The following is a 16398-nucleotide window of genomic DNA, read 5'->3' as shown; positions in this document are numbered from 1 at the left end:
AAATTGCTTTAAAAAGCAAATCCCGCCCTTACGGTGTTAGTCACTGCAAGAGCGGGATGTGCTGTACCCGAAAGGGGCTCCGGGGAAGGAACCTTGGAGCGGAGCCTTACTTGGCTTCGTCCTCGTCCTTTTCCTCGGGCTTTTCGACAACCAGGGTCTCGGTCGTCAGCACCAGAGCAGCGATGGACGCTGCGTTTTCCAGGGCTGAGCGGGTGACCTTGACGGGGTCGATGACGCCGCGGGCGATGAGGTCCTCGTATTCACCGGTTGCGGCGTTGAAGCCGTGACCGATGGGCATATCTGCCACACGGGAGGTGACCACGTAGCCGTCCTCGCCGGCGTTCTCCGCAATCCAGCGCAGGGGCTGAACCAGGGCGCGGCGGACAATGCCTACACCCACCTGGGCATCGCGGGATTCGAGCTCAACGCCGTCCAGGGCTGCCAGAGCGTGAACCAGGGCGGTACCGCCACCTGCGACGATGCCCTCTTCGAGTGCTGCGCGGGTGGAGGACACGGCGTCCTCGATGCGGTGCTTGCGTTCCTTGGCCTCAACCTCGGTAGCAGCACCCACCTTGATGACGCCCACGCCACCGGCCAGCTTGGCAAGGCGTTCCTTGAGCTTTTCGCGGTCCCATTCGGAGTCCACACGCTCAATTTCAGCACGGAGCTGGTCAACGCGCTCAGCAACAGCCTCAGAAGATCCGCCGCCATCAACGATGGTGGTGTTGTTCTTGGTGACGGTCACGCGGCGGGCTGAACCGAGCTGGTCCAGGGTGACGGCGTCCAGGGAAATACCCAGTTCACCGGTAATAACGGTGCCGCCGGTCAGGATAGCCAGGTCCTGGAAAATCGCCTTACGGCGGTCACCAAAACCGGGTGCCTTCAGCGCAACAACATCGAGGTTGCCGCGCAGCTTGTTAACGACCAGGGTGGAGAGAGCTTCGCCGTCCACGTCCTCAGCGATGATGGTCAGGGACTTCTTAGCCTGAACAATCTTCTCGAGTACGGGCATAATCTCAGCCACGGTGGAAATCTTGCCCTGGTAGAGCAGGATTGCGGTGTTCTCGAGAACGGCCTCAGCACGCTCAGGGTCGGTGACGAAGGACGGTGAGAGGTAGCCCTTATCGAACTGCATACCCTCGGTTACTTCGAGCTCAATCTCGGTGGTGGAGCCGTCCTCGATGGTGATAACGCCGTCCTGGCCTACCTTGCTGAAGGCCTCAGAGAGCAGCTCACCAATCTGAGGTGACTGGGCAGAAATAGCTGCCACGTGGGCAACCTCTTCGCCGGTTACCTCGCGGGCGTTAGCCAGCAGGCGCTCTGACACCAGCTTGGTAGCGGTCTCGATGCCGCGCTTAACCTCACCAGGAGCAGCGCCCGAGGTGACGTTACGCAGGCCCTCAGAAACCAGAGCCTGGGCCAGGACGGTTGCGGTGGTGGTACCGTCGCCAGCAACATCGTTGGTCTTGGTAGCTACTTCCTTAGCAAGCTGGGCACCCAGGTTTTCGTAGGGGTTTTCCAGTTCAATCTCGCGGGCAATAGATACACCGTCGTTGGTAATGATGGGTGCGCCCCACTGCTTATCAAGCACCACGTTACGGCCGCGGGGGCCCAGGGTCACCTTGACAGCGTTAGCAAGCTTATCGACGCCTGCCTGCAGGTGCTTACGCGCATCATCATTGAATTCAAGCTGTTTTGCCATGAATCCTTACTTCTTTCTCGTGTTTCGTGTTGTATTCGGTAGAAACAGCGAAAACTTAGGAAACGACAGCCAGTACGTCGCGGGCTGACAGAATCAGGTACTCAGCGCCACCGTACTTAACCTCGGTGCCACCGTACTTGGAGAAGATAACGACATCGCCTTCAGCTACGTCAACGGGGATGCGGTTACCCTTGTCGTCGATGCGGCCGGGGCCAACAGCGATAACCTTAGCCTCCTGGGGCTTTTCCTTAGCGGTATCGGGGATTACCAGACCTGATGCGGTGGTCTGCTCTGCTTCAACGATCTGAACGACAATGCGGTCTTCGAGGGGCTTGATAGCCATGGTGAGGTACTCCTTCAAGTGAGGTCTCAGCGTAAAACTTATGGGGGGGGGGGTGACCGTGGGGGTGCTAAGACGGCTACACCTGGTATCGTCGCGGTGCTACCGGCTGCCGATTTAGCACTGTCAGCGGTCAAGTGCTAACTAAAACTTTATTCCCCTCACCCCCTACGGGCAAGATAAGGCGCCGGTTTCGCAGACAGCGCACCGCCAGCATCACCACTGATGTGCAATAAAATACAGGTTGAAAGCCCCAAAACCCGGCAGAAAGGCAAACATGCTCAAACTCATCTTCTGGCCGGTACTCGTCCCTTCCTTCCTCTTCGCAGCCGGCTTCGGGGCCGTCGTCCCCATCCAAATCATTGCAGCTATCAGGCTAGGAGCCTCACCCGAACTCGCCTCCCTGCTGGTAGCCGCCGCGGGCGGCCTCGCCCTCATCTGCACCGTCCCGGTAGGGGCAGGCATCGACCGTGTAGGCGACAAACGAGCCATGACCTGGGCAACCCTCAGCGCCTCTGGAGCCCTCACCCTTTCAGCGCTCTCCCTCGCCCTACCCCTGGCAGGGGCTCTATGGCTCTACTTTTTCGCCCACGTTGCTCGCGTGCCAGCCACCGTCGCATGGGGGCTCGCCCGGCAATCCGTACTAGCAGAAACTGTCGCTGCCCAAGACCGTGGCAAAGCCATGACCGCCCTCGGCGGCGCCCAACGAGCAGGTGCCCTCGCCGGGCCCCTCGCCTCAGCCCTCCTCCTTCTCTGGCTTCCCCCCTGGACGGTCTTCCTCTTCGCCCTCGCCCTCGTCGTCGCAGCCACGCTTTGCTTGCGCATCCGCAAACTGAACCAACGTTTCGATACCGCCACCAGCACAGCTCGCTCAAACCGCACCGAAGAAGACCTCGCCCTAGCCGTCCGCTGGCCCGCCGTCTGGGTCGCAGGCCTCGGCATTATTACCCTCGCCATGAGCCGAGTAACCCAACCCATCGTCGCCGCCCTCTGGGGCCTACACCTAGGGTGGAACGACTCACAGATCGCCCTAGCCATCGCCTTGGGATCAGCCCTCGAAATGGTCCTCATGATCCCCGGAGGCTACCTCAAAGACCGAGTAGGACGCTCCGCCGTCCTCGCCCTCTGCCTCAGCATTTTCGGCACCGGCTTCATCCTCGTTCCCCTACTACCCACCAGCGCTGGCTTCATCACAGGTCTAGCCCTTATGGCCATCGGCAACGGCTTCGGCGCCGGCATCAACATGACCATCGGCGCCGACCTCTCCCCCAACATCGGACGCGCCAAATTCCTCTCCATCTGGTCTATGTTCTCCCAGGTCGCCATCGTCGCAGGGCCCCTGGCAGTCTCTGGCATCATGCTGATCTCTTCACTCCCAGTGGCCTTTACCGTCATCGGCTCTAGCGCCCTGGGCGGAGCTGTCTGGGCACTGGCCACCCAGCCCATCACAAAGCTGCCTACAGGGAGAAGGGCAGATAAGGGACAGGACGAAGCGCGTTCTGGAATTTAATTGGTTGGAGACGGGGCGGGGTAGACCCGCTTGCGCCGACTGACCCTCTCGGGCTCGCCCTGGAGGGCTCGCCCGATTCACGCCAGACCCAGCCAGTCGGCTTTTAGCGGGTCTTCCCCCGCCCCTCCTCTTTCTGAACCAGCGGGTCTTCCCCGCCCAAACCTTTAAACTGGACACATGACCTTTTTCCCCCGCGCCGGTGCTCACCCTTTCTCAGCTGACCAGCTAGCAACCCTTGACCAGCTCGTCCCCTACAACCCCGCTGACTCCCTGCAGGCGGTCTCCAGGCTCCGGGCTCAGGGCATCAGCGCCGAGGACTCATCAGCCCTGCTGACCCAGGCCCGTCTTCGCACCCTGGGGGCTACCAAGTTCGGGGAAGAAGCCTCGCACATGCTTTTCACCGAGGCCGGCTATGAGCAGGCCACCCGCACCGCCGTCGCCGACCACCACGCCGCCCGCTTCATCGAGGCCGGACTTACCTCAGTTGCTGATTTAGGCTGCGGCCTGGGGGCAGACTCCCTCGCCTTTGCCCGCGCAGGGTTAGCGGTGACGTCCGTTGAGCTCGACCCCGCTACGGCAGCCCTGACCGCCCACAATCTCTCCCCCTACCCGTCCGCCCAGGTGCTCGTGGGCGATGTAGAACAGGTTGAGCTCGAAAAACTTACCACCGTGAGCGGCGAGCACGTCGCCGCTCTCTGGCTAGACCCAGCCCGCCGAGAGATTGAAGGTGGCTCTACCACCTCCCGCCTTTTTGACCCTGAAGCTTTCTCCCCACCCTTTTCCTTTCTGCAGAAGCTGGCGGCAACCGGAATTCCTATGGGGGTCAAGCTAGGCCCGGGCCTGCCCCACGAGGCCATTCCAAACAGGGTGGAGGCCGAGTGGGTCAGCCACGGCGGGTCCGTGGTTGAGGTGGTGCTCTGGTTCAATGCCCTGGCCCGCCCCGGGATTGCCCGGTCAGCTACAGTACTGGGGGCGGACGCCACCACCCGGCAGGTGCTGGGTGAGATAAGTTCACCGCTTGCAGCGTCAGCTGATGAAGATCCGGTTGAGATCACTGAGCTGGGTGCTTACCTGATTGAGCCCGACGGCGCGGTGGTGCGCTCCCACCTGGTGGCAGACTTTGCCCGAGCAATTGGGGCTACCCTGCTTGATGAGAATATCGCCTACCTGACCTCAGATTCCCTCGCCACTAGCCCGCTAGGCCGGGCCTACCGCGTCCTGGGTACCATGCCTCTCAACGAGAAAAAGTTGCGCCGCTGGGTCAAAGAGCAGGGCGTTACCGCCCTGACCGTCAAAAAGCGGGGAGTCGATGTGGTTCCTGAAAAGCTCCGGGCAACCCTGCTCGCCGGGGTGAAAAAGAAAAAGGGAACTGCCGCGAAAGAAGCCGTTCTCATCCTGACCCGGTTGGGCGAGGGCGCAGCCTCCCAGCGCCTGGCCATCTGGGCTGAGCCAGCCTAGTTTATTACGTCTATCTCACCAGCGGCGTCATAGAGTGAGCCGGATTCTTCTGCGCTAGCCCCTGCCCCTAAGATAGAACCAGCACCGCACCGAGACCCTGGAGCCAGCGCATGATTTTTCAGCCATCAGACCAGTCCACGATTGGTGTGGAATGGGAGGTCGCCCTCCTCGACCCCGAAACCCGCGAACTGGCTTCCCGCGCAGACGAAGTGCTAGCGCTACTGAAAGAACAGCACCCACAGGTTCTTGAAGCAGCCCCTGACCGGGCCCATATCACCGGCGAATTTTTGAATAATACCGTTGAGCTTGTCACCGGCATCTGCCGAACCCCTGCGGAGGCCGCCGACCAGCTCTCCCAGGCCACCGGCGTCCTGAAATCCGTTACCGACCACCTGGGCCTAGCCTTCTTCTCTGCCGGCACCCACCCCTTCTCCCGGGCCCTGGACCAAAAAGTCGTTGATAAGGATCGCTACCTGCGGGTGCTCGACCGTTCCCAGTTTTGGGGCCGCCGTCAAATCATCTACGGGGTACATGTGCACACCGGGGTCGATTCCCGTGCGAAAGCCCTGCCGGTGCTCAACGGGCTCACCAACTTCTACCCCCACTTGCTGGCCCTGTCAGCCTCCTCCCCTTTCTGGGAAGGGGAAGATACCGGGTTTGCCTCCCAGCGGGCCCAGATTTTCCAGCAGCTGCCCACCTCGGGCCTGCCCTTCACTTTCGAACGCTGGGAAGACTACGAGGACTACCTTAACGACCTGGTAGTCACCGGCGTCATTGATGACCCCAGCGAAAACCGGTGGGACGTCCGCCCCGTACCTAAGTACGGCACCATTGAAATGCGGGCCTACGACGGGCTGGCTTCTATTCGTGACATCACCGCCCTGACCGCCTTTACCCAGTGCCTGGTGGAGTGGTTCTCCCGCCAACTGGATGCAGGCAAACGGATTGAGCCTCTTAAGCCCTGGCATGTGCAGGAAAACAAGTGGCGGGCCGCCCGCTACGGCACCGAGGCCATCGTCATTCTCGATAACCAGAACACCGAACGCCTGATCACCGACGACACCCTAGGGCTCCTCAACAAGCTAGAGGGTATCGCTACTGATTTGGGCTGCTCAACTGAACTGGCGGACGTGGAGCGAATCTGCCTGACCGGGGCTGGCTATCAGCGCCAGCGCCGGGTAGCACACGAGAACCGGGGAGATTTGAGGGCAGTGGTCGACGACCTGGTAGCCCAGGCAATCAGCGGCGGATAACTTCTATGCTTGCATCGTAGCGGGGTTCTTGCAGAGCATCGGAAATCTTCTGAAAGTCCCCTTTGTCTGTGTAGCTGATAGTAATCAGTGCTTTCTCGTCATCGCAGGCAAGAGTCTTGGTTACAGAGATACCTTCACCCAGAGCCTCTATTTCTTGGGTTAAATCCTTGTACTGTGCAAGTGCTTGATCTACTTGTTCAGGGGTAGACATCCAATCGCAACCCGGTCGAACCACTTCACCAGATTTTCCAAAAGAAAAACCTAGCGCTACTGGAATCGCAACAATCAGTAGAGCAAGCCCGGCAAGCAGTGCAAGAATTTTATGTTGCTTCTTCATCTTTTCTCCTTTTAGTGCCTACCTGCCAAGCTAACTACTCTGTCGCACTGGGTAGCTAGTTCCTCATCGTGGGTTGCCACCAAGACTATCGACCCGGCAGCAACTTGTTCTTTCAAATAGTTCAGCACCAATTGCCGGTTGTGGGCGTCCAGGGAAGCTGTAGGTTCATCAGCAAAAATAATCTTTGCGTTTTTATAGATAGCCCGCGCTATACCCAGACGCTGTTTTTCGCCGCCGGAAAGCTTGACTGCTCTCGTGTTTGCTAGATGAGCAATCCCTACCCTATCGAGGGCCGCCAGCACCTGTGATGTAGCGGTGTTAGAACCAGTGAGGGAAACGTTATAGGACACATTTTCTTCATCAATAATGCCGTAGTCCTGGTAGATAAAAGCAACAGACTCTCTCCAAAAAGCTAACCTTTGCTTTTCTGACCACAGGTGTGCGTTTTCACCATCGATGTGAATCTCTCCAGCGCTAGCTTTGAGAATCAGCCCCAGGCAATTAAGCAGGGTGGTTTTCCCGCTGCCCGAGGGGCCTGTAAGAGCCACCATCTGCGGTTCTGCAATATCTAAAGAAAAATTTTCAAATATAGTCGTACCATCAATAGAATGTGACAAATGTTGAACTTGGTAATGCATCATAGTAGATTCTACTTTCTTTGAGATACCTGAGCGAAGCTTGCCCTAGCGCGGTTGAGGTAGCTCAGATAGAGGGCAACACAGAAAGCAAACAGAGAAAGAACAGTTACGGTAAGGATTTCTAAGGCTATACCGGGGTTGAAGAACAACCGGGCTATTGCCAGCGCTAGGATTACAGCACCTGCAAGAGTCAGTTCCCGTACAATCTCTTTCTTAATGAGGGCGTAATAGCCAATGCCGGAGGTTCTTAGTGTAAATATCCGTTTTTTATAGATATTGGACCACACAGCGGCACTCTGGTAAGAGGTATAAAGAACAGCGAGACAGAGCGCTATAAGAGAGACCACATAATACTTCAAGTATTCTCTGTATTCCTTAAGAACCTCCAAGCCTGACTGCGCAAACGAATCAATTGCAAAAATATATCTGCTAAACCCAGTTTCCAAAGAATAGCTCTCAAGATTATCTTTTCCAGAGAAAAAGAGGTTTCCGCTGGACATAGCGGGTATTAGGAAACCACCTGTACTCAAACTTTCTAGGGACTTATCAGGAACAATGAAAATAGCGTTGTCAATATGATGGATTTCCCCACCATAAGCGCTATCAGTACCCGGGATAAAGACTTCTTGCCCTAGATAAACGTAATAGCTGAATGCCTCTTCTGGGCTTATTCCGTCACGCAACCATAGGGACATCTGCCCTGGCTGATCAGCGGTCCCGATCAACCACTGGGGAAGGTCCTGGGCGCTCAGCTCCTGAATTGCGTTAGATTTCTCTGCACCTTCTAGCTGAATATTTTGCCGTTGAAGCCATTCACGATTGACAACAATAATAGCCTCATATCCCCCAAGCATGTCCGGTTGCATCTCAATCATGTCCCCAAGATTAAGAGCTAAATAGCTAGTCTTATTTTGGTTTACGAGAGAGATAAAATCATCCATCACCTGGCTATCCTGATCAAAGTTTTCCTCGTACAGGTTTTTGAGGGATACGACGTAGAGATCCTGGTAGTTCTCCCAGATTCCCTGATCCTGCTGGTAGCGGTAAGCAGAGATTGCCTGGTTGAGGGTTCCCGGCATAATAATCATGATAAGAACAAGAACAGCAAGCCTAGCAACAGCACCTATCCATTTCAGTTTTCCATAAGGGAAAGTCCTATGAGCCAAATGCACAAGTGAGGGGCGCGCCGAAAAGAGCACCAGGGAAAGAAGGACAAGAGCCATCAGTACGCTCAAGAGGGTAGCTTGTGCCAGTGTCCCAGCCATCAGCAGAAGCTGGTCTTGGTAGCCGGTAAAGATTTTATAGGCGAGAACAGCAAGCCCCGCACACAGGATTCCCTCCAGACACCAGCGGGAACCTTTAAACGTATAGATTGCCTGAATCCTCCAAGGCTGGATACCCCCTAGAAGGTACGTACTCTGCGCTTTTGAAGTTGAGATAACCCAGGCAACAATCAGGGCAAATAGGAGTACCAGCAGAGCTAGAACCGTGTTACCGATGGCGGTAGTAAAGAGGACCGCAACAGGTAGTAGTGGCTTGGGTTCTATCGCGCTGAAAGATACTTCTAACCCCATCTCCTGCGACCAGGCAATAATCTCTTGCTTAAAACTCTCAGGGGCTACCGTTAGTGAATAGTAGGTACCGTTAATCGGTGAACCTGCAAGCTCTGTAGCAGGTAAAACAGTTCCGGGCTCCGGATCTGAGAGCCAGTAAATATGTTCTTGTGAATTAATTTGCAGATTCTTAGGTAAATCATCCCCGAACCATGCAAGGTTATGTACTTCATTCTCTTCATCGAGAATTGGTCTTACAAGGGTAACCTGATATTTCTGCGTAAGTTCTTGCAGGTCTTGAAGGAGCTCTTCTTTCGGGGCTATCTTAGCTACCAATTTAAGTTTATAGGCTTCTTGGGCACCCAGAGGATAATCTTTTTGCCCCGCTTCTACTAGCTGAAGGCTTAAAACAGCTACTGTAAGGGCCAGAAAAAAGGCGGTTAAGCGAATTATCCAACGCATTATCTATCACCCGGAGTTATATTCAAGGCTTATGTGAGTCTGGCCAGAGAGACGCCACTCCAGCCAGACTACATATGTTATGTTGTATCCAAAATCTACATGCTCAATCCTGCGAAGCTATATCTAGCAGACGCGGTAAAAATATGAAGCGTTACTACCGGGTCCATTGATAGCCCAAACATGCGCTATAGAACGCTGCCCGCTCGCGGTGTCGATAGAACGCATGGACCGACCGCTCGAATGAACTACCGTGCTTCCGTGACAACGATTCACTGTGTAGTAGGAGCGAACATGAACATCCCAGAAACCATACTCCCAGGTTCCTCCTTCTCGGGGATGCTGTACATTCTGCCCTGGAGCCATCCACTGCGGCGATACAGATTTTTCGTTAGCAAACTCACCAACGGAACTCACCGCCGCCGCATTATCGGACGGGGGGGGCTCCAGTATAGGCATTCACCGGGGTAAAAGCGAACAAGAGCGTAAGGGCGCTCAGGGTACCAAGAATTTTCTTTCCAAAAACCATCAGGGGAAATCCTTTCACTTTAGGGGATGATCACCATAGACCAACCCCAGATGGGTAAGGGTAGGTTTCAGCGCCGAACCTACAAATTATGATATAAGCCACTCAAAAAGGCTGTCAATCTTTAATTTCCCGCTAGATTCCACACTAGCTATTCAAAAAAAGACATTTCCTATTTACTGGCTTCATGGTCAAATCATTACAAAGGCCGACTTGTCATAGGTTCCCGACTCTGCATCTGAGCAACCGCTCTCCAAGGCTAGAGAACTAGACCGCAATCGTGGTAACAGGTAGCGAAGAATCAGCCGTAAAGTCAATGCCGGAGGGGGCACGCCCCTCAGCCACTAGCCGGGCGCCCAGCGCCGCAACCATGGCCCCATTATCGGTGCACAGGCTCAGTTGAGGGATCACCAGCTTAATCCCATTCTCTGCACAGCGCTGCGCAGTCAGCGAGCGCAAGCGCGAGTTCGCCGCCACGCCACCGCCTAGAAGCAGAGTATCAATGCCGCGTTCGGTACAAGCCAGCATGGCTTTGCGGGTAATCACATCGACCACCGCTTCTTGGAAGCTGGCGGCAATATCAGCCACGGGCACTTCTTCACCACGCGCTTCAAAGCCTTCCACCACACGAGCCACAGCGGTTTTGAGGCCGGAGAAAGAGAAGTCATAGCGGTGAGGGCCGGGTTCTTCGGCGGTTCCCATAAATTTGCGGGTAGATAGGCCGCGGGGGAAGGCAAAGGCGGTGCCATCGCCCTGAGCCGCAGCCCGGTCAATCGCAGGCCCGCCAGGGTAGGGCAGGCCCAGCAGCCGGGCTACCTTGTCGTAGGCTTCACCGGCGGCATCATCAAGGGTGGCACCCAGCAGTTCTACATCACTGGTGATATCCCGGACCGCCAGAATCTCGGTGTGCCCGCCAGAAACGAGCAGTGCGCCTAACCCGCTGGCGGGTAGACCGTCCAGAAAGTCAGCGGTGTGGCCTTCAATACCGCAGTCATCGAGCAAGCCCACTCCGACGTGAGCTACCAGGTGGTTGATGCCGTAGAGGGGCTTACCTGTTGCGGTAGCCAGAGCTTTAGCCGCTGAAACTCCCACCATGAGGGCACCGGCAAGGCCTGGGCCTGCGGTCACGGCGATAGCGTCAATCTCATCCAGGGTTACCCCGGCTTCGTCCAGAGCTGCACCTAGGGCAGGGATCAGGGCGTCCAAATGCGCGCGGGAGGCGATCTCGGGGATCACGCCGCCAAAGCGGACATGCTCGTTCATGGAGGAGGACACGGTGTTGGTCAGCAGGGTCTGTCCGCGCACAATACCGATGCCGGTTTCGTCGCAGGACGATTCGATGCCAAGGACAAGGGGCTGGTCTGTCATGGTGGGTCTTCTTTGCTTAGGTTTCTGGGGCCGGGCTGAGGCCGGGCCTGGTGCGGGGTTAGGCTGAGGTTCGGCTACCTGCGGAGTCTGCTTCGGGCGCGGACGGGAGTTCTCGGCTCATAATCAGAGCATCCACCCCATCGCGGTAATAGCGGCGGCGGGTGTGAATATGCTCATAGCCGTTGCGCCGGTAGAGGTCTTGGGCGCGGGGGTTATCGGCTCGTACTTCGAGCATGATTTTTTCGGCTCCCCGGGCGCCGGCTTCCCTGGCCAGATAGTCCAGCATGGCCCGCCCGTAACCGCGGCCTTCGTAGGCTGGCACCACGGCTATGGTCTGCACGTCGGCGGTATCGGCAAGGCTCATACACCCGGCGTAGCCAATCACCTGGGCTGGTTCGGTGTCGCTGGCCGGTGTTTCAAGTACGATGTAGGCCCGGCTGGGGTGGGTGATTTCAGCCAGGAACATGTCCAGGGGCCAGGCATCGGCGGGGAAGAGCGCAAGCTCTAGGGTGTGGACGGCTGGAATGTCGTGCAGGGTCATGGGCCGGGCGGTGACTCCGCCCGCTAGACCGGTGGGCAGGGCGGCTAGGCTCATGAGCCCAGGGCCTTCTTGCGGGTAGCCGGTACCTTGGCATCGGATTCACGCAGGTAGAGGGCGGAGGTGTCCTGGCTCAGGTTCTCCACCCCTAACCGGCAGGCGGCGGCCAACAGGGTGCGGGCATCGGGCTGGAGGGTCTCAAAGTCCTCCTGGCTCGCGAGGTCCCGAGGGTAAAGGCCTGCGCCAAATCCGTAGACAGGTAGCTGGGGTGTCTGTGAAGCAGAACCCACGGTGGGGCCCTCAAGCAGGGTGTAGCCGGTGTCGGTCAGCTCGTAGACTGCGGAATAAATCTCGCGGCGGCGGGCATCACTGGCGACCAGGAACTTCTGGTGCCCCCGGGTACGGGCGGTATCTGCCGCGGCTTCCGCCAAAGCATTCAGACTCATCAGGCCATAAAGGGGCTTACCCCAGGCGAAAGCCAGCGTGCGGGCTGTCACGATTCCTGCGCGCAAGCCGGTAAAAGGGCCGGGGCCGGTGCCAGCAACCAGGGCATCAAGGTCATTCCCCCGGTAGCCGGTTTCGGCTAAGACCTGCTCCACGAAAGGCGACATGACCTCAGCGTGTGAGCGGGTATCGGTGGTAGCCCGGTGAGCAAGGAGGGTCAAGGTACCGCCCTCGTAGGAGCCTAGGGCTACCGAGGCAGTTGCAGATGAGTCAAGAGCGAGTAAAAGCACTCCCCTAGTTTAGCCCCACTGAGGTCAGGGTGTCTGTGAGATCATGCCAGATTGCCTCCCATCGGGGCCCCTGGCCTATCAATCGTAGGCGGCGGGGTTCGGGGTTTCCCTCCTCATCGTCGCGCTCAGTTTCTTGGCCTGGGGCGTAAAGCTGGTAGGGGTCGGTCTCGGCCAGGTCTGCGCCTGTCACCCGGGTAAATTCCAGATCGAGAATAGATTCTGAGAGGTGTTCGGCTTTGTCACGGCCCCATTCGATGACGGTGACGGACCGGTCAAGGGAGTATTCGAGGTCGAGGTCGTCAAGTTCTTCTGAGCTGGCGAGTCGGTAGGCGTCAACGTGCACGAGGTCAGGCCCGCCGGGGCGGGGGCCGTCGGGTAGATTGGGGTGAACGCGGGAGAGGACGAAGGTGGGTGAGATGACCCCCTCACGTACGCCGAGTCCTTCGCCGAGGGAGCGGGTGAAGGTGGTTTTGCCGGCTCCCAGTTCGCCGGTGAGAATCAGGACGTCGCCCGAGGTAAGCAGGGGCGCTAGGGCCAGGGCGATGGCACGGGTGTGCTCGGGGCCGGTGATTTCAAGGTCAAGGACGCGGTCGGTCACGGTTTACTGCTCGCTTTCGGTGTCGCGCTGGCGCCAGGATCCGCCGACGCTGATGCGGGTGACGCGCGGGGATATGCGGGTGACGATTTCGTAGTTAATCGTTCCGGAGGCTTCTGCCCAGTCGGTGACAGGCGGGTTGTCGCCGGTTCCGAAGAGGACGGCGGGGGCACCCAGGAAGCCCGCTGCGGGATCAGCCAAACCGGGTTCACCGAGGTCTACGACCAGCTGGTCCATGGCGATTCGGCCCACTGCTCGGTAGGTTCGGGAGGGGCCGGAGGCCGGGTAGATACGGACCGGCCCGCTGGTTGCGACTCTGGGAACGCCGTCCGCGTAGCCAACCGGTACCAAGGCCAGGGTCGTGGGTTTGTCGGTCACGTAGTTGAGGCCGTAGGAGACGCCTTGGCCTGCGGGGACTTCCTTGACCGCGTTGATGAAGGTTTGCAGGTGCATGACCGGCTTGAGCCCCAGGTCAGCGGGGGTCTTCCCGGGTAGGGGTGACAGCCCGTAGAGACCGAGACCCACACGGACGGCGTCCCGCAGCAGGCCTTCTTCTGCGCCAACGGACGCCGCGCTGAAGGTCGCGGGAGTATTAGCAAGGTGGCGCAGGGTCGGTCGCAGGCCGGCAGAGTGCAGGATATCTAGTGCCCGGTCGAAGGTCTGGGACTGCTCTGCTGTTTCGGTACGTTCTGGTTCGTCAGCTACTGCCAGGTGGGAGAAGACCCCAACCACCTGCAGCACCCCGTCCTCTTCGAGCTGGCGGGCGGCAGCGGCGAGCGCCGGTAGTTCGCTCATGGTCACACCGTTGCGGCCTAGGCCGGTATCTACTTTGAGATGAATCTTGATCGGCTCGTACCGCCCGCTGACACGGTGGGTGGTTGCAATGGTGTCAAGTTCCCAGGTGCTTGAGACGCCCAATTCGAGGTTGTCTGTGAGGGCTTGGGAAAAGTCAGTTCGAGGGGTGTGGAGCCAGGCGATAATGGGGGCTGTAACACCGCCGGCGCGGAGTGTGCGGGCTTCTTTGACGTGGACGACCCCCAGGTAGTCAGCTCCTGCCGCCACTGCTGATCGGGCTACGTCGAGAGCCCCGTGCCCGTAGGCGTCCGCTTTGACCACGGCGATGAGGGCGCGCTGCCCGATGAGGGTTTTGATGCGCCGGACGTTATGTTCGACGGCATCCAGGTCGATGACGGCGAGGCGTTCTGCGTCTGTGGGAGCGTCAAGGGGCACGAAGCCGTGGGCGCGGTAGAGGCTGTCGATAGACACGGTGTCATCCTTGGGCGTAGGGTCTTTTCTTCTCTAGCTTAGTTGAGTTTGCCGTTAGCGCACCTGCGCTGACGTCTACAGGGCGCGGGCAGATGTGGCAGGGGTAGAGTAGAGGTGTGAGTTTTTCTTTTCCGCTGCACCTGCATATCTTTTCGCTGCATACCTCACCCCTGGCCCAACCTGGATCAGGGGATGCTGGCGGCATGAACGTCTATATTGAGCGTTCTTTGGCGGCCCTTCTTGAGGTCAACCCCCAGCTGACCGTGGAAGTTTTTACGCTGGCAACTGACCGCCAGCAAGCTGGGCAGGTACGGTATCACGAGCGGGCCACCGTTACCGCTCTCTACCTGCCTGAGGCTGAAGGAGCCCGTAAGGAAGATTTACCTGAGCTGGTTCCGGGCTTTGCTATGGCCGTTCGGGCTATAGCGTCGCGACCGCCCCAGCTGGTTCACAGCCACTACTGGCTCTCGGGCCTGGCGGCCCTTGCAGCCTACCCGCAGGTACCGCTCGCTCATACAATGCACACCACCGCAGCTGCCAAAAATGACCGGCTGGGTGAGGGCGAGCGTCCAGAGCCCGAGGTACGTTTGCGCGGTGAGCAGGCACTTGTCCGTAGGGCCGCCGCTCTAGTAGTCAATACGGAGTATGAGGCAGCCCAGATGCGCGACTTCTACGGGGCACAAGAATCCCAACTGGTGACGGTAGCCCCCGGCGTTGACCTTTCTGTTTTCTCCCCACGCGAGGGCGTCCGCCCTCTTCACGAAGGGCAGGACGGCGCAGCCCACCTGGTCTTTGCCGGCCGCCCCCAGCACCTCAAGGGCCCTCATCTGCTGGTTGAAGCCCTCGGCCTACTTCCGCGAGAGCTGGACGTTACCCTCGACATCATTGGAACCTCCGGCACAAACTATGAACAGGATCTCGATACCCGAGCAGAAGAGCTGGGACTAGGCGAGCACGTCCGCCTACTTCCCTCGATGCCCACCCCCGATCTCGCCCAGGCTTTCCGAAAGGCCGACATCGTAGCCTGCCCTTCATCCTCAGAAACCTTTGGCCTGGTTGCCCTAGAGGCCTCTGCCTGCGGCACCCCGGTGCTCGCTAGCAAGGTGGACGGGCTCATGGAAGCAGTAGCTGACGGCGTCACCGGTCTGCTGGTAGCCCAGCGGACGCCCGCCGCCTGGGCGGACACCATCGAGCAGCTTGTGAGAGACCCGCAGCGTCGATTCACATTAGGGCAAGCCGGGGCCCGGCGCGCCCACGACTTTACCTGGCAGGCAACAGCCCAGACCCTTATTCAGCTCTACCAGTCCCTTGCCCGCTCCTAGGAGGAACCCCGTGACCTTTTCCATGACCCGCCAAGAATTCGCAGCCTACCTCGATAAATCCCGGATCACCGGGCAGGTAGCAACCGCCCGTGAGAACAACCTCGCCCATATGCAGGGCTTTGTTGAGGGCAACGAGCACCTAGAGTTCGGTGTGAAGTGGACCAGGGACTGGACCGTCGACGACATCTTCGAGCTGCTGGCGCGCAGGGTCGGCACCAGTTCCGACCCCAACCACAGGGAGGGCCAAGACACCATCAGCGCTGATCTCTGTATTGATGGCCTCGCCGAATACGCCCGTATCTTCGGTGACGCGGTACGGGCAGGCAAAAGCCTGCTCTTTGCTACCGGCCACCCCGCGGGGCTCTTCCCTATCTACGCCCGCCTCGCAGCAGCGGCCAAAGCTTACGGCGCGACCGTCCTGACCATCGAGGAGGGCGACCGTTTTCTTGACGGCGATATCCGCCAAATCTTTGACGTCATCATGTTCGAGCAGTACGGCAACCTGCAGCACACCCACTTCCCCGGCCCCATGCAGCTAGCACTCGCCCAGCTCCAAGAACGGGGAATTACCCCCGATCTTGTTATCGCCGACCACGGGCTTGCCGGCTATGCGGCGTCCGCGGGGATTCCGACCATCGGTATCGCCGACTGCAATGACCCCGGGCTTTTTGTCTCCGCCGAACAGGGGCAGATACTCGTTGCGGTCCCCATGGACGATAACGTCACCCCGCACCTCTACGAACCGGTGATTGATTTTATCCTGCATGAAGCTGGACTTACCCGCTAAGACCACTCTGAC

General features: G+C 58.4%; 16 protein-coding genes. 5 read left to right on the top strand and 11 right to left on the bottom strand.

Annotated elements, in window-relative coordinates; genetic code table 11:
• Positions 1-106: 106 nt before the first annotated feature.
• Both groL and groES read right to left on the bottom strand, forming a co-directional pair.
• Entirely contained in the window at positions 107-1702 is a 1596-nt protein-coding gene (gene groL / locus HWU94_RS03455) for a chaperonin GroEL (RefSeq protein ID WP_185174313.1), read from the bottom strand.
• 55 nt (positions 1703-1757) lie between these two features.
• Positions 1758-2045, bottom strand: a complete 288-nt coding sequence (gene groES / locus HWU94_RS03450; protein WP_135013045.1) for a co-chaperone GroES — start codon at positions 2043-2045, stop codon at positions 1758-1760.
• Between the two features lie 274 nt (positions 2046-2319).
• Between groES and HWU94_RS03445 the strand changes: the two genes are divergently transcribed.
• The 3 genes from HWU94_RS03445 to HWU94_RS03435 all read left to right on the top strand — a co-directional run bounded on the left by HWU94_RS03445 (position 2320) and on the right by HWU94_RS03435 (position 6263).
• A complete protein-coding gene (locus tag HWU94_RS03445; protein WP_185174312.1) occupies positions 2320-3552 on the top strand; it encodes an MFS transporter in 1233 nt (410 codons plus the stop codon).
• A 177-nt stretch (positions 3553-3729) separates the two neighbouring features.
• The gene (locus HWU94_RS03440) at positions 3730-5010 is read left to right on the top strand and encodes a class I SAM-dependent methyltransferase (protein ID WP_185174311.1); all 1281 of its coding nucleotides are present in this window, start codon (positions 3730-3732) and stop codon (positions 5008-5010) included.
• A 110-nt stretch (positions 5011-5120) separates the two neighbouring features.
• The gene (locus tag HWU94_RS03435; RefSeq protein ID WP_185174310.1) at positions 5121-6263 is read left to right on the top strand and encodes a glutamate--cysteine ligase; all 1143 of its coding nucleotides are present in this window, start codon (positions 5121-5123) and stop codon (positions 6261-6263) included.
• On the opposite strand, the gene HWU94_RS03430 is transcribed toward HWU94_RS03435, so the two are convergent.
• From HWU94_RS03430 to alr, 9 genes are all read right to left on the bottom strand, one after another.
• Positions 6250-6600: a hypothetical protein gene (locus tag HWU94_RS03430; RefSeq protein WP_185174309.1), complete on the bottom strand. Its 351-nt coding sequence runs from the start codon at positions 6598-6600 to the stop codon at positions 6250-6252. The two genes, HWU94_RS03435 and HWU94_RS03430, sit on opposite strands and share 14 nt — an antisense overlap.
• Positions 6601-6611: 11 nt before the next feature.
• The gene (locus HWU94_RS03425) at positions 6612-7241 is read right to left on the bottom strand and encodes an ABC transporter ATP-binding protein (RefSeq protein WP_221625861.1); all 630 of its coding nucleotides are present in this window, start codon (positions 7239-7241) and stop codon (positions 6612-6614) included.
• A gap of 8 nt (positions 7242-7249) precedes the next feature.
• Positions 7250-9253, bottom strand: a complete 2004-nt coding sequence (locus HWU94_RS03420) for a hypothetical protein (RefSeq protein WP_185174308.1) — start codon at positions 9251-9253, stop codon at positions 7250-7252.
• Between the two features lie 123 nt (positions 9254-9376).
• Entirely contained in the window at positions 9377-9616 is a 240-nt protein-coding gene (locus HWU94_RS11750; RefSeq protein WP_185174744.1) for a lactococcin 972 family bacteriocin, read from the bottom strand.
• Positions 9617-10043: 427 nt separating this feature from the next.
• Positions 10044-11144 carry a tRNA (adenosine(37)-N6)-threonylcarbamoyltransferase complex transferase subunit TsaD gene (tsaD, locus tag HWU94_RS03410; RefSeq protein WP_185174307.1) on the bottom strand — a complete coding sequence of 367 codons (1101 nt, stop codon included), beginning with the start codon at positions 11142-11144 and terminating at the stop codon, positions 10044-10046.
• 58 nt (positions 11145-11202) lie between these two features.
• Positions 11203-11739 (bottom strand): ribosomal protein S18-alanine N-acetyltransferase, encoded by a 537-nt coding sequence (rimI, locus tag HWU94_RS03405; protein ID WP_185174306.1) that lies wholly within the window; start codon positions 11737-11739, stop codon positions 11203-11205.
• Positions 11736-12416 carry a tRNA (adenosine(37)-N6)-threonylcarbamoyltransferase complex dimerization subunit type 1 TsaB gene (tsaB, locus tag HWU94_RS03400; protein WP_185174305.1) on the bottom strand — a complete coding sequence of 227 codons (681 nt, stop codon included), beginning with the start codon at positions 12414-12416 and terminating at the stop codon, positions 11736-11738. The genes rimI and tsaB overlap by 4 nt, the downstream gene beginning before the upstream one ends.
• Before the next feature lie 4 nt (positions 12417-12420).
• Positions 12421-13014, bottom strand: coding sequence for a tRNA (adenosine(37)-N6)-threonylcarbamoyltransferase complex ATPase subunit type 1 TsaE (gene tsaE / locus HWU94_RS03395; protein WP_185174304.1), 594 nt, complete (start codon positions 13012-13014; stop codon positions 12421-12423).
• Between the two features lie 3 nt (positions 13015-13017).
• A complete protein-coding gene (gene alr, locus HWU94_RS03390; protein WP_185174303.1) occupies positions 13018-14277 on the bottom strand; it encodes an alanine racemase in 1260 nt (419 codons plus the stop codon).
• 116 nt (positions 14278-14393) lie between these two features.
• Here alr and HWU94_RS03385 point away from each other — a divergent pair, with 116 nt between their 5' ends.
• Both HWU94_RS03385 and HWU94_RS03380 read left to right on the top strand, forming a co-directional pair.
• Positions 14394-15599: a glycosyltransferase gene (locus HWU94_RS03385; RefSeq protein ID WP_244956011.1), complete on the top strand. Its 1206-nt coding sequence runs from the start codon at positions 14394-14396 to the stop codon at positions 15597-15599.
• Positions 15600-15609: 10 nt separating this feature from the next.
• Positions 15610-16386, top strand: coding sequence for a phosphatase (locus HWU94_RS03380; protein WP_185174302.1), 777 nt, complete (start codon positions 15610-15612; stop codon positions 16384-16386).
• Positions 16387-16398 lie beyond the last annotated feature (12 nt).

It is taken from the genome of Rothia nasimurium, from assembly GCF_014217215.1.
GTDB classification, from domain to species: Bacteria; Actinomycetota; Actinomycetes; order Actinomycetales; family Micrococcaceae; genus Rothia; species Rothia avistercoris.
The sequence above is the reverse complement of the archived record's forward strand: the minus strand, read 5'-3'. Positions and strand labels throughout refer to the sequence as shown.

What these genes read in the sequence shown, in the direction of transcription:
- groL (WP_185174313.1), bottom strand. Translation starts at nt 1,702, where the DNA reads ATGGCAAAACAGCTTGAATTCAATGATGATGCGCGTAAGCACCTGCAG.
- groES (WP_135013045.1), bottom strand. Translation starts at nt 2,045, where the DNA reads ATGGCTATCAAGCCCCTCGAAGACCGCATTGTCGTTCAGATCGTTGAA.
- HWU94_RS03445 (WP_185174312.1), top strand. Translation starts at nt 2,320, where the DNA reads ATGCTCAAACTCATCTTCTGGCCGGTACTCGTCCCTTCCTTCCTCTTC.
- HWU94_RS03440 (WP_185174311.1), top strand. Translation starts at nt 3,730, where the DNA reads ATGACCTTTTTCCCCCGCGCCGGTGCTCACCCTTTCTCAGCTGACCAG.
- HWU94_RS03435 (WP_185174310.1), top strand. Translation starts at nt 5,121, where the DNA reads ATGATTTTTCAGCCATCAGACCAGTCCACGATTGGTGTGGAATGGGAG.
- HWU94_RS03430 (WP_185174309.1), bottom strand. Translation starts at nt 6,600, where the DNA reads ATGAAGAAGCAACATAAAATTCTTGCACTGCTTGCCGGGCTTGCTCTA.
- HWU94_RS03425 (WP_221625861.1), bottom strand. Translation starts at nt 7,241, where the DNA reads ATGATGCATTACCAAGTTCAACATTTGTCACATTCTATTGATGGTACG.
- HWU94_RS03420 (WP_185174308.1), bottom strand. Translation starts at nt 9,253, where the DNA reads ATGCGTTGGATAATTCGCTTAACCGCCTTTTTTCTGGCCCTTACAGTA.
- HWU94_RS11750 (WP_185174744.1), bottom strand. Translation starts at nt 9,616, where the DNA reads ATGGCTCCAGGGCAGAATGTACAGCATCCCCGAGAAGGAGGAACCTGG.
- tsaD (WP_185174307.1), bottom strand. Translation starts at nt 11,144, where the DNA reads ATGACAGACCAGCCCCTTGTCCTTGGCATCGAATCGTCCTGCGACGAA.
- rimI (WP_185174306.1), bottom strand. Translation starts at nt 11,739, where the DNA reads ATGAGCCTAGCCGCCCTGCCCACCGGTCTAGCGGGCGGAGTCACCGCC.